At 63.5% G+C, this 12,427-nt stretch carries 8 protein-coding genes and 1 riboswitch; of the genes, 3 read left to right on the plus strand and 5 right to left on the minus strand.

The window, feature by feature from the left end; all coding sequences use genetic code 11:
* Positions 1-137 precede the first annotated feature (137 nt).
* The 4 genes from FS777_RS19300 to FS777_RS19315 all read right to left on the minus strand — a co-directional run bounded on the left by FS777_RS19300 (position 138) and on the right by FS777_RS19315 (position 8,390).
* The gene (locus FS777_RS19300; protein ID WP_145257177.1) at positions 138-2,852 is read right to left on the minus strand and encodes a LuxR C-terminal-related transcriptional regulator; all 2,715 of its coding nucleotides are present in this window, start codon (positions 2,850-2,852) and stop codon (positions 138-140) included.
* A 271-nt stretch (positions 2,853-3,123) separates the two neighbouring features.
* The gene (locus FS777_RS19305) at positions 3,124-4,488 is read right to left on the minus strand and encodes a DUF1329 domain-containing protein (RefSeq protein ID WP_058605862.1); all 1,365 of its coding nucleotides are present in this window, start codon (positions 4,486-4,488) and stop codon (positions 3,124-3,126) included.
* Between the two features lie 25 nt (positions 4,489-4,513).
* Entirely contained in the window at positions 4,514-6,400 is a 1,887-nt protein-coding gene (locus FS777_RS19310; RefSeq protein ID WP_078479098.1) for a DUF1302 domain-containing protein, read from the minus strand.
* 307 nt (positions 6,401-6,707) lie between these two features.
* The gene (locus FS777_RS19315; protein WP_058639451.1) at positions 6,708-8,390 is read right to left on the minus strand and encodes a fatty acid--CoA ligase; all 1,683 of its coding nucleotides are present in this window, start codon (positions 8,388-8,390) and stop codon (positions 6,708-6,710) included.
* A gap of 202 nt (positions 8,391-8,592) precedes the next feature.
* Here FS777_RS19315 and FS777_RS19320 point away from each other — a divergent pair, with 202 nt between their 5' ends.
* The 3 genes from FS777_RS19320 (at position 8,593) to FS777_RS19330 (ending at position 11,459) form a co-directional block, all read left to right on the plus strand.
* Positions 8,593-9,558 (plus strand): 2-hydroxyacid dehydrogenase, encoded by a 966-nt coding sequence (locus FS777_RS19320; RefSeq protein WP_078479099.1) that lies wholly within the window; start codon positions 8,593-8,595, stop codon positions 9,556-9,558.
* A gap of 50 nt (positions 9,559-9,608) precedes the next feature.
* Positions 9,609-10,604, plus strand: coding sequence for a class I SAM-dependent methyltransferase (locus tag FS777_RS19325; RefSeq protein ID WP_058639453.1), 996 nt, complete (start codon positions 9,609-9,611; stop codon positions 10,602-10,604).
* A gap of 42 nt (positions 10,605-10,646) precedes the next feature.
* A riboswitch (yybP-ykoY riboswitch) is annotated at positions 10,647-10,786 on the plus strand.
* 88 nt (positions 10,787-10,874) lie between these two features.
* Positions 10,875-11,459 (plus strand): TMEM165/GDT1 family protein, encoded by a 585-nt coding sequence (locus tag FS777_RS19330; RefSeq protein WP_023534668.1) that lies wholly within the window; start codon positions 10,875-10,877, stop codon positions 11,457-11,459.
* 58 nt (positions 11,460-11,517) lie between these two features.
* Here the strand turns inward: FS777_RS19330 and FS777_RS19335 are convergent, their stop codons facing one another.
* A complete protein-coding gene (locus tag FS777_RS19335; protein ID WP_145257180.1) occupies positions 11,518-12,336 on the minus strand; it encodes a M48 family metallopeptidase in 819 nt (272 codons plus the stop codon).
* Positions 12,337-12,427: the final 91 nt, after the last annotated feature.

Below are 12,427 nucleotides of genomic sequence, written 5' to 3' on the forward strand. Positions count from 1 at the left end.
AAATGGAAAGATGGCACGAGGCGAACCACCGAACGCTGTATCGGCAGGCGGTCGGAAAAGATAAGCGTGGCGTACGCGCCACTTCAAAGGTGGCATCAGGCCAGCATTTTAGCCACCCGCCGCACCCCCTGCCAGTGTCACTCCAGCAAGCCAAGTGCCTTGGCCTTGGCTACGGCCTGGGTGCGGCGCTCGACCCCCAGCTTGCTGTTGATGTGGCTGGCGTGCGTCTTGACCGTGTGCAGCGAGATGAACAGCCGCTCGCTGATTTGCTGGTTCGACCAACCCTGGGCGATCAGCTCAAGCACAGCCCGTTCGCGGCTACTGAGTGCATCAGCACTGGCGGTAGTGCATGGCAAGCAGGGCAACCGTTCGAGCAGCTGGGCCCGAACCGAACTGTTGTCGCTGCCCTGGACCTGCTCGCGCAGCCACTGCGGGTAGCGTTGCAACAGCTCCTGGAACGGCTGCAGAACACCGCCACTGGCCGCCTGCAGCAGCGCCGGCAGCAACCGTGCTGCCTGTGCCTGATGCCCCTGGTCAAGGTGCAAGGCGATCAACGGGCACATAGCGCTCACTGTCAGCATCATGCCCCCACAGCCCTGGCCGCGCTCGGCAAGCTGTTCAAGGTTGCGTGCCGCCTGCGCCTCACGCCCCTGAATGCGGTCAAGTGCGGCTTGCTGCAACGCGACATGGCAGGGCAACAACGGGTGGAATTCGGGCGCCAGGGCCGCCTGCGCGCCGCCGTAAGTCTGCCCCAGGCGCGACAGCCAGGATTCGGCAAGGTCCATGCGCCCTTGCGCGAGCCAGAGCTCGCATTTGACCAAGGTGATCATCGCCAGGTAGTACACAGGTGGCACGTCCCAGATGTGCATCAGGCGCTCGGCTTCGGCGAGTTCAGTGAACGCTTCGGCGAAGCGCCCTTCCCGTCCGTCGAGCATGGCAATCACGCAATGACCGATAAGCACACTGATGTCACGGCAGGCACGTGCCTCGCCCAGGCCACCACGCAGCCGAGCCAGGCCCTGCTCCGGACACAGGCGCGCGACCAGCAGATAGCCTTCGTACAAGGTCAGCCGCGCCCGGATTGCATACAACCGCTGTGCAGACAACCCGTGCAAACGCTGTAGCCCTTCACGCACTTCGCCCAGTGCACGCACGACCTCGCCTCGGGCGTGCAATACCCGGGCCCTGTCGTAGTGGGCCAGGGCCTCGAACAGGGGGTTGCCGACGCGCTGCGCCAGCTCCAGCGCTTCCCGGTTCCAGCCCCGCGCACGCCAGAAGTCGCCCTCGGCGATTGCCAGGTTCGACAACGTCGACAGGCACACCAGGCGCTGGCCATACCGTTTGCAGGGCAGGCTCTGCAGTGCTTCGGTGCAGCAGGTCAGGGTGCGTTCACGATCGCCCCGGCCCCTGGCGATCACGCCGCTCAGTGCCAGCCACTGGGCGAGCATGGACTTCTGGGCAGTGGCAGAAGGCGCCGGCAGAAAGCGCCCCAGATGGCTTGCCAGTTCCTCGGCAGCGTCGAGCTGACACGCCAGGCCAAGGGCCCAGCTGTACAACACGATCAGGCGCGGTGTGCTGACCAACAGGCTGTCGGGCAGGTCCATTTTCCAACGTAGCAGCATCGCGACGTTCTGCTCGGCCAGCAGTTGCTCTTCGGACAGGCTTTGCACGAGATTGGCCGCCGCGTTCAGGTCGCCCCCGCGCAACGCCTGCTCCACCGCCTCGTCCAGCAAGCCCTGGGACTGGAACCAGCAAGAGGCGCGCAGGTGCCGCTCGGTCAAAGCCTCGCGTGCCTGGCGGCTGCGAAGCAGGTCGGAGAACAGATGGTGGTAGCGAAACCACCGGCCGTGCTCATCCAGTGGCACCAGAAACACCTGGTGCGATTGTAGAAAATTCAGGATGCCGCCGCTGTCCTGTTGCAGCCGTACCGCATCGCACAGGGGCGCGCAGAAGCGTTCCAGGCATGCCGTCTCGTCGAGAAAGCGCTGCACAGGCGCCGGCAGTATGTCGATCACCTCTTCGAGCAGGTAATCGCGGATCAGGCCTTCGCCACCGTGCAACGCCTGGGGCAGAACGTTTTCATCGCTGGACTCGCTAGCGGCCAGCTGCCAGAAACGCAGCCCGGCCACCCAGCCATCGCTGCGCTGGATGAGGTTGTCCAGCGCCTGGCCACGCAGCCCAGTGGGCCTGCGCCCCAGCACCGCCAGCGACTCTTCGGCGGTCAGGCGCAGGTCCTGCTCGCTCAGCTCGGCCAATTGCCGGGACAGGCGAAGGCGTGCCAGGTGCCAGTCCGGGCGCTGACGGCTGGTTACCAGCAGCACGAGGCCTGCGGGCAAGTGATTGAGGAAGAATTGCAGGCAGTGGTCCAGGACGGGACCTTGGGCAAGGTGGTAGTCGTCCAGCACCACCAGCAAGGGCGACTCGTTGCGCAAGTGCAGCGCCAACGCGTCGAGCACCGTGCCAAGCCACGGCTCGAAAGCAAACGGCTGGTGGCGCTGGCGCATCTTCAACAACCCCATCGCCTGCTCTCCCATGGCTGAGCAGTGCTGCTGCAACCCGTCGAGCAGACGCTCCAGAAAGCGCCCGGGATCGGCATCTCGCTGGCTCAAGCCCAACCACAGCGTGCGCCAGTGGGCAGGCAGCGTCTCGCAGAACTCGATGGCCAGTGAACTCTTGCCGAAGCCTGCTGGCGCACTGATCAGCAGCAACCGCCCACCCAGCCCGGCTTGCAGGCGCTGGCACAGGCGCTGACGCGGGACATGGCCATCGGGCAAGGGCGGTCGAAAGAAATGCTCGTCCATCAGGCCCACGGCCTGGCTGGTGCATCCATGCGTACGGGACAGATCTGTCATGGCCGGCTCGTTCTGGGTGGACAAATACGGCGTAGGGGTGGTTGCGAGACTAGCGGTTAACGCCTTCCATTTGAAGTTGGCCGGGAGACTGCGCCGGAAAAAGACTACGACAAAAAGCAACAGCGCCGATCGACGCGCGCTGGAATGGGGGTTTTGGCGGGGTATTCAGACGGTTTATCGCAATGGCCCGGCGCTTCTGCCGGGGGCTGGCACCCCCTGCATTGGCGCGATGGGGCCACCGAGGGTGGCCCTGTCACTTACTTCTTCGGTATCAGCGGATGCCTGACTGACGCAGGGCCGCAGGCTGGAAGTCGGCCTTGCTGGCAGTGAAGCCGAAGTCGTAGGCACGTTTTTCTTCGTTCTTCATGCCCAGGGCCAGGTAGCGCCCCGATTGCAGATCATAGATGGCTTCAAGGGTGATCCATGGCACCTCGACGTTGTAGTACGGCTGCGCATGGGCTTCAGACACACGCCAGAGCTGGTTGCGCCCGTCATACTGGTCGATCACGGCGGCTTGCCAGGTGTCTTCGTCGATGTAGAAGTCACGCTTGGCATAGATGTGTCGCTGGCCGGGCTTGAGCGTGGCCACCACATGCCAGACGCGACGCAACTCGTAACGTGCCAGGTCCTGGTTGATGTGCCCTGCCTTGATGATGTCGGCGTACTTGAGTTTCGGGTCGTCGAGCTTGAAGGCGTTGGAGGCGATGTACAGTTCCTTCTTGCCTTCGAGCTTCCAGTCATAGCGGTCCGGGGCGCCGTTGAACATGTCGAGGTTATCGGAGGTTCGCAGGCCGTCTGCAGCGGTCCCCGGGCCGTCGTACGACACCTGCGGCGCCTGGCGCACGCGGCGTTGACCGGCGTTGTAGATCCACGCCTTGCGCGGTTCCTTGACCTGGTCGAGGGTCTCGTGAACCAGCAGCACGGTGCCTGCAAGGCGAGCTGGCGCAGTCACTTCCTGCTTGAAGTAGAACAGGATGTTCCCTGGATTGTTGGGATCGTAGTCTTTCATTCGATCACGGAACACGAACTGATCGGAGAACGACACCGGGTTGAATGATCCATTCTGCTGCGGGGTCGCCTGGATGACCTGGCGGCTCACGCTGCCGCCACGGTAGCGGGTGATGTGGTTCCAGATCACTTCCAGACCGTTCTGCGGGATAGGGAACGGCACCGCCGTGCGGAAGTTGTTCAGGCCGTTACCCCCCTCCACCAGGGTGGCCTGAGTGGCGTTTTCCTTGATTGCAGCAAACACCTCGGCCGGTACCGTGGCCCCACGGTGCGTCTTGTAGACGGGAAGCTTATAGGTGTCCGGGTAGCGCTTGAGCATGGCCATCTGGCCTGGGGACAGCTTGTCCTTGTACTGCTCGGCGTTCTGCGCGGTGATGGTGAACAGCGGTTTCTCGGTACCGTAGGGGTCGGCGAGGAAACCTTTGCCATCGACGCTGCCGGCCGTCTTCGAGAGCGGCTGCCATGGCCCGATGGAGCCATCGGCATTACCGGCCTTTTCCGCGCCCATGGGGGTCAGGGTGGCACCCAACTTGGCTGCTTCGCCGGCCGGTACTGCTGCCATCACGCTGGTAGCCAGCAGGGACAGGCCCAGCACACCGGCTTGCAGCAGACTTCTGGTGTTGTTCATGTCGTGTCGTCCTGGATCCGTATGCTTAGAAGTTCACGCCGAAGCTGAGGGCGAGGAAGTCGCGGTCATCCACGGTGCTGTACTTGCCGTCGAAGAAATTGGTGTACGACAGGCTGGCGGTGTAGGTGTTCTGGTACTCGGCATCCAGCCCCAGGCTGACCGCCTTGCGTCCCTCCTCGAAGTTGCCGCCAGGGCCTGGCGAATAACCGGAGACGTCATGGGACCAAGCCACGCTCGGCTTGAGGTTGACGCCTGCGAACACATCGTTGTAGTCCCAGATGACCCGGGCGCGGTAGCCCCACGAAGTGCTGGTGGTATAGCCGTCGTTCTCGCACTTGCGGTTCAGGTTGGCTGTCGAGGCACCGGCGCCTGCGCCACCAATGGTGCTGGTGTTGAGCGCCTGGCAGGTATTGGCCCCACCGGTGGCGGGCAACGGGCCGGGGCCGAACACCGGGTCGCGGCCGTAGCGTGTGTCGTAGGCGCTTTCCAGGCCGCCGACATGGGTCACGCCCACCTCGCCCACCACGGTCATGCGGCTGGCACCCATCACCTGGTCGAAGAAGTGGGTCAGGGTGGTCTGGAACTGGGTGACTTCCTTGCGCCGGTAGCCATGCAGGTCCTGGCCAGGCACGCCATCGAGCAGCGAAGCGTTGCTCAAGGCGCCGCCCAGCGGGCGCACACCGGCGAACAGGATGTCGGTGGTGTTGAGCTGCACAGGTGCGTTGGGACGGTAGCTGATTTCACCGCTCCAGGCGGTGCCGGTGGGCAGTGTGGTGGAGAAGCTCAGGCCATACAGGCGGATGTCCTCGGGGTACTCGACGAAGTACTTGGAGTTGCCGGCCACGATCAACGGTGCCAATGCACGCAACTGCGCTGGAAGGGTCGGGATCGCGGCGAAGACCGAAGGCGAGGCGCCGGTTGCGCTGAAGATCGGCGCACGGCTGTGATAGTTCATGAAGTAGGCGCCAAACTCGGTGTCCAGCGGCTCGAACATGTAGCGCATGGCCACGCCGAACTGCCCGCTGTCACGGGCATCACGGTCGCCGCCACGGCGCACCATCACCCCTTCTTCGTTGAGGTTGACGCCGCGGGTGGCCAGGAACTGGCGAGCGGCGGCAGGCACGGTACGGCTGCTGTTGAGCACACGCAGGTTATCGGTGCAGCCGTCGGCAATGATGTCTGGTTGCGAGAAGAACGTGCCGCAGTTGTCGACGACGGTCTGGTCCCACTCGAGCTGGTAAAAGGCCTCGGCCGACAGGTTGTCGGTCAGGCTCTGGGAAACATAGAACATGTTGACCGGAATCAGGCCTTCCTTGATCTCGGCCCCTGGCCGGCGAAACGCCGACACGTCAATTGGGTTGACGGCATTGATGCCGCTGCCGATGAAGGTGCTCTCGCCCCAGCTGACCACTTGCTTGCCCAGGCGCACCGAGCCTGGCTGATCGCCGATGGAGTAGTTGTGGTAGACGAAGGCGTCGAGCAGCTCGGCACCCGAGGACTTGGCCCCTTCCTTGCGGTTGGAGTCGCTGATGTCCTTGAATTGACGGCCCTCGTCCTTGAGTTCGAAGTCGTACCAGTACTTGCCGCGCACGAAGATGCCGGTATCGCCGTACTTGAGCTCCAGGTCGTGGATGCCCTTGAAGATCTTGGAGAAGGTCTCGCCCTTCTTGAAGTTGAGGTGGCCATCGTCGGACGTTTGCGAAAGGCCCTTGCCGCCGTTGTTGACCCCGATCAGGTTGCGGTTGGGACTGGCTGTCGACCAACTGGCGCCGATGGAGAGCGACGAGTCGAACTGGCCTTCGATTTCACCGATGTTGAAACTGACCGCGAAAGCGGGACTGGCAAGGGTGGACGCCAGGCTTACAGCCATGGGCAACCTGGCCCTGCGCCAGAACGGGTTTGCAGATTTCATCGACGCTACTCCATGTTCTTTTTTGTTATGGCAGTGGTGCTTTCAGGAATGGCCCGAACGACCGGTGTGCAAGACAGCGCCTGCTCACCCTCCCCTCCCGAAAAGCCCCTGGCCCCGACTATAGCCACCAAGGCACAGGCGCTCGATCCCTCTAAAGTGTGATTTGCGCTCCGTGCCGCCTGGGCGGTGCTGTGTGCTCCGATTGCGCCCCGGCCGTGCTGAAGAATGGCGCATTTGCGCCATTTGGCAAGCACTGCTCCGCTCTGGCATGCGGGTTGGCCCAGGACAGATTGCCGCATGCCCGCTTTCACAGGGTGGACAGGAAGGCACTGTTACAGGCCTGCCACTCGATGATGTCCTGGCGGATGCGTTTCTTGTCGAGCTTGCCGACACTGGTCTTGGGAATTTCAGTAACAAGGGCGATCTGGCTGGGGATGGCCCACTTGTTGATGCGCCCCTGCTCTACGAACGGCTTGAGGTGTTCCTTGAGTGCCCTGGCGTCGATCACCTGGCCTTCGCGCACCACCACCAAGGCAAACGGGCGCTCGCCCCACTGGGGATCGGCCGCCCCTACCACAGCCACTTCCCGCACAGCCGGATGCCGGCTGATCATGTCTTCCAGGTCCAGCGAGGACAGCCACTCACCACCGGTCTTGATCACATCCTTGATGCGATCGCGGATGTCGATAAAACCCATGCTGTCGAGCGTGGCGACGTCGCCGGTGTGCAGCCAGCCGTTCTCCCACAGCGCCTGGCTCTTTTCCGGCTCCTTGAAATAGCCCTGCGTCAGCCACGGCGCACGTAGCACCAGTTCACCCTGGGTCTCACCGTCGGCGGGCAGGAAACGCCCTTCTGCATCGATGATGGCCGTTTCGACCAGCGGCACGGGTACACCGGCCTTGATGCGATAACTGATGCGCTCGTCTTCGGTGCCGGCCTGCAATTCGTCGTTGAGGTGCGCGGCACTGATTAATGGGCACGTCTCGGACATGCCGTAGGCCGCTGTCAGCTGAATGCCGCGGGCAAAGGCCGCATCGTAGAGCGAACGGTTCAGCGCACTGCCGCCGATGATGATTTTCCAGCCGGCGAAATCCACACCTGTGCCGTGGGGGCAGTTGAGCAGCATCTGCAGGATGGTCGGTACGCAGTGGGAGAAGGTGACCTGCTCTTCGCGCCACAGCTTGAGCAGCATCTCGGGCTCGTAGCGGCCCGGGTACACCTGCTTGATGCCCAACATGGTCGCAACGTACGGAATACCCCAGGCGTGCACGTGGAACATGGGGGTGATGGGCATGTACACGTCATTGCTGCCCAGCAGCCGCACGCTGTCGATGCTGCCCATGACCGAGGCTTCGGCCAGGGTATGCAGGACCAGTTGCCGATGGGTGAAATACACCCCCTTGGGGTTGCCCGTGGTGCCTGTGGTGTAGAAGGTGGTGGCGACCGAATGTTCGTCGAAGTCGGGGAAATCGTACTGCGTGCTCGCCCCAGCCAGCAGCTGCTCATACTCGCCGACCAGGTTGGGCAAGGCCGCATGGGTATCCACCCCGTCGGTCAACAGCACAGTGCGCTCGACAGTGGTCAACTGGCCGGCAATGGACTGGTACAGCTCGATGAAGTCACTGTTGACCAGCACCAGGCGGTCTTCGGCGTGATTCATGGTGTAGAGAATCTGGTCGGGCGAGAGGCGCACGTTGATGGTATGCACCACTGCACCGATCATCGGGATGGCGAACATGCACTCAAGATAGCGGTGGCTGTCCCAGTCCATCACTGCCACGGTGTCGCCGGCCTTCACGCCGGCTTCGCTCAGCACGTTGGCCAACTGCGCGATGCGCTGGCTCAACTGTGCATAGGTCAGTCGCACCTGGTCCCGGTAGACGATCTCACGGGTCTTTTCGTAGCGGCTGGCCGACATCAGCAGGCGCTTGATCAGCAGGGGGTAGGCGTAGGCGTCGTCGGCGGGCTTGAGGAGACGGGTCTGCAGCATAAATATCCCTTTTATTGAGGCGCGGGCTTGCAAGGCGTGGCGTCACTGTAGTGCGCGACTGCGCCGGTCAAATCAGCCGAAGGAATGATTTGGCCGGTGCAGCCTGCGGCGCCAGGCGTTGACGGGCGGCAAGCAAGGGCTGGACACTGATCCACAGGCGTCAACCAGACCTTCATCCCCTTTTGTTGAACCGGAGCCCCCTATGCCCAGCTCGCGCCACGCCGTTTTTCTCGACCACGACTCCCTGGACCTGGGCGACCTGGACCTGACGCCGCTGCACCGGTCGTTCGATTCACTGGCGCTGTTCGCCGCCACGACGCCCGAGCAGGTGGCCGAACGTCTTCAAGGCGCTGTTGCGGTGATCAGCAACAAGGTGGTGCTCGACGCCGCCTGCCTCCAAGCCAACCCACAGCTCAAGCTGATTCTGGTGGCTGCTACCGGCACCAACAACGTCGACCTGGCCGCCGCCCGGGCGCAAGGCATCACGGTCTGCAACTGTCAGGGCTACGGCACACCTTCGGTTGCCCAGCACACCTTGGGCCTGCTGCTGGCACTGGCCACGCGCCTGTGTGATTACAACAAGGCGGTGGCCGAGGGACGATGGGCCAAGGCCAGCCAGTTCTGCCTGCTGGACTATCCGATCGTCGAGCTGGAGGGCAAGACCCTCGGCCTGCTCGGCCATGGTGAACTGGGCGGTGCGGTGGCACGCTTGGCCGAAGCCTTCGGCATGCGCGTGCTGAGCGGGCAGATTCCAGGCCGGCCGAGCCGTGCCGACCGCCTGCCACTGGATGAACTGCTGCCACAGGTCGACGCCCTCACCCTGCATTGCCCCCTGAATGAGCACACTCGGCACATGATCGGCGAGCGCGAACTGGCCCTGCTCAAGCCCGGTGCACTGGTGGTCAATACCGCACGTGGCGGGTTGATCGACGAGCAGGCGCTGGCCGATGCATTGCGCAGTGGTCATTTGGGCGGGGCTGCAACCGACGTGTTGAGCGTCGAGCCTCCGGCAGACGGCAACCCCCTGCTCGAACCTGGCATCGAGCGCCTGATCATTACCCCTCACAGCGCTTGGGGGGCTGTCGAGGCGCGCCAGCGGATCGTGGGCCAACTGGCGGAAAACGCCCAGGCGTATTTTGCCGGGCAGGCACGCCGCGTGGTCGGCTGAGGCACAGTCGCGGCTCTGCTACACTGCGCGATTTTTCGGAGGCGTCGTCCATGGACCCGCGCAGTGAAGTGTTGCTCCGCCAGGCAGAGCTGTTCCAGGGCCCGCTCCTGATTGCCGGGGCCCCGCCCGATGGCCTGTTGGCCCAACTGCCCCAGGCCCATGCCTGGACCTGGCACGCAGGCGATCACGCCCTGCTCGAAAGCCGCTTTGTCGGCCGCTGCCACTGCGCGGTGGAGCCCCCGGCGGTGGACGTGCCCACTGCCGTGCTGTTTCTTCCCAAGTCGCGCGAGCTGGCGGCTTACCTGCTCACTACCCTGGCCGCACGCCTGCAAGGCGGCACGTTGTACGTGGTGGGTGAAAAACGCGGAGGGATCGAAAGCGTCGCGCGGCACCTCCAGGCTTTTGGCAAGCCGCGCAAACTCGACAGCGCCCGGCACTGCCAACTGTGGCAGGTCAGCGTTGAACAGGCGCCGCAGGCAGCCGCGCTGCACACACTGGCCAAGCAGTTCGAGCTGTCACTGCCAGACGGCCCCTTGCAGGTGGTGAGCTTGCCTGGCGTCTTCAGCCACGGCCGCCTTGACCGAGGTACGGCGGTGCTGCTGCGCCACCTGGAGGCGCTCCCAGAGGGCCACGTGCTGGACTTCGGCTGCGGCGCTGGCGTGCTGGGGGCGGCAGTGAAACGGCGCTACCCTGGCAGCCACGTGACGATGCTGGATGTGGATGCCTTCGCCGTGGCAGCCAGCCGCCTCACCCTGGCGGCCAACGGCCTGGAGGCCGAGGTCGTGCAAGGTGACGGTATCGATGCGGCCCCTTTGGACCTGGAGGTGATACTGAGCAACCCGCCATTTCACACCGGGGTCCATACCGATTACCAAGCATCGGAGAATCTTCTGCAAAAATCGGCTATTCACCTGCGAAAAGGCGGCCAAATACGCTTGGTAGCCAATACTTTCCTGCGCTACAAACCGATCATCGAAGCGGCGTTGGGCAACTGCCAGGTCCTGGAGGAAGCCGACGGGTTCAGGATCTACCAGGCAACACGCTGATAAAAACAGCGCTTGCCGAAACCGTTTCGCCTAGGCAGAATCCGCACCGTCCTAGGGGAGTAGTCTCCCGCGAGCGCCACGCTCGCCCGGTACGCGTCAACATACTTGGTCCACAGACCATGGCGCGTGCGACCCACCATGCAAACGTGCATGGCCAGGCCTGCGCAGACAGGTCCCGGGTTTGACAAGACCTATGACACGCACACCTTACCCGGGGCGGGGAGGTCGTACGTGTCATAGCCGTGTCGACCCGCCCCCGTAGGAATCCTGATGCTGGAATCTCTGCTGGTACCCACCGCAATCGTTGCCCTGGCCGAAATCGGCGACAAGACGCAGCTGCTCGCGCTCATCCTCGCTGCCCGCTTTCGCAAGCCCTGGCCCATCATTGCCGGTATCGTCGCCGCCACGCTGGCCAACCATGCCGCAGCAGGTGCCGTGGGCGCCTGGTTCGGCAGTTTCTTCAGCGACGCTGCGCTGCATTGGATCCTGGCCGCCAGCTTCACCGCCACGGCCCTGTGGACGCTGGTGCCGGACAAGATGGACGACGACGAAAACCCTGCGCGCCGCTTCGGACCGTTCCTGACCACGCTGATCGCCTTCTTCCTGGCCGAGATCGGAGACAAGACTCAGGTCGCCACGGTCATGCTGGCTGCGCAGTACCCTCACCTGATCATGGTCATCGTCGGGACCACGCTGGGCATGCTGATCGCCAACGTGCCCGTGGTGCTGGCGGGTAATTTCGCCGCGGACAAACTGCCGCTGACGCTGATTCGCCGCCTGGCGGCCGCCGCGTTCTTCGTGCTCGCGATCGTTGCGGTCTACACGGCCATGAAGGCCAGCGGCTGGGTGGGTTGAGGCACGGGCGGGCAGAGCGGAGCCTTCATGGCACTTGCTTGCCCGCCTGCAGCGGGCCTCAGGGCTTGGCCGCTGCCTGATACAGCGGCATGACTTTGGGGATGGCTGCCTGCAAGGCGGCAATACGGCTGGCCGAGGCCGGGTGCGTGCTCATGAACTCCGGTGGTGCCCCTTCTGAAGTTTTGCTCATCTTGTTCCACAGCGTGATGGCCGCGTTCGGGTCGTAGCCTGCACGCGCCGAGAGCTCGAGACCGATCAGGTCTGCTTCGTTCTCATTGGCCCGGCTGTTGGGCAAGGTCATGGCGTAGTTCACCACGGTGTCGGCCAGCGCCATGCTGTCCTGACCCAGGCCGAAGATGGCGCCTGCACCCTGGCGCGCCATTTCCACGCCGTAGGCTTTGGACATCGCTTCACGGCTGTGCTCGCGCAAGGCGTGAGCGATTTCGTGACCGACGACGGCCGCGATCTCGGCGTCGTTGAGCTTGAGCTGATCGATCAGGCCGGTGTAGACGATGATCTTGCCGCCTGGCCCGCAGTTGGCATTGAGCTCATCGCTCTTGATCACGTTGACTTCCCATTTCCACTGCGCAGCGTCCGGCCGGAACTGGGGCGCCTGGGCGATCAAACGGTTGGCGATGGCCTGTACGCGCCTGGCATCTGCACTGGATTTGTCGAGTAAGCCCTTGCTGGACGCTTCGCCCAGGGTCTGCTGGTACGACTGGGCGTACATGGTGTTGACCTCGTCGGGCGAGAGCATGCTGAACATGTACTGCTTGCGCTCAACGCCCACCGCACCGCCGCTGGTGGTGTTCACCCCTTGGCAGCCAGCGAGCAGGATGCCAGCGCTCATTAGGCTGATGACAAAAGACTTACGCATGGAAACACTCCTTTTTACATGCGCCGTATCCTAGGATGACTCATGGGTGGGCCGCCATAGCCGCAGGGAAGATTTTGCACACCCTCCCGCT

The organism is Pseudomonas sp. DE0157, from assembly GCF_007678615.1.
Taxonomy (GTDB): Bacteria; Pseudomonadota; Gammaproteobacteria; order Pseudomonadales; family Pseudomonadaceae; genus Aquipseudomonas; species Aquipseudomonas parafulva_B.

What these genes read in the sequence shown, in the direction of transcription:
- FS777_RS19300 (WP_145257177.1), bottom strand. Translation starts at nt 2,852, where the DNA reads ATGACAGATCTGTCCCGTACGCATGGATGCACCAGCCAGGCCGTGGGC.
- FS777_RS19305 (WP_058605862.1), bottom strand. Translation starts at nt 4,488, where the DNA reads ATGAACAACACCAGAAGTCTGCTGCAAGCCGGTGTGCTGGGCCTGTCC.
- FS777_RS19310 (WP_078479098.1), bottom strand. Translation starts at nt 6,400, where the DNA reads ATGAAATCTGCAAACCCGTTCTGGCGCAGGGCCAGGTTGCCCATGGCT.
- FS777_RS19315 (WP_058639451.1), bottom strand. Translation starts at nt 8,390, where the DNA reads ATGCTGCAGACCCGTCTCCTCAAGCCCGCCGACGACGCCTACGCCTAC.
- FS777_RS19320 (WP_078479099.1), top strand. Translation starts at nt 8,593, where the DNA reads ATGCCCAGCTCGCGCCACGCCGTTTTTCTCGACCACGACTCCCTGGAC.
- FS777_RS19325 (WP_058639453.1), top strand. Translation starts at nt 9,609, where the DNA reads ATGGACCCGCGCAGTGAAGTGTTGCTCCGCCAGGCAGAGCTGTTCCAG.
- FS777_RS19330 (WP_023534668.1), top strand. Translation starts at nt 10,875, where the DNA reads ATGCTGGAATCTCTGCTGGTACCCACCGCAATCGTTGCCCTGGCCGAA.
- FS777_RS19335 (WP_145257180.1), bottom strand. Translation starts at nt 12,336, where the DNA reads ATGCGTAAGTCTTTTGTCATCAGCCTAATGAGCGCTGGCATCCTGCTC.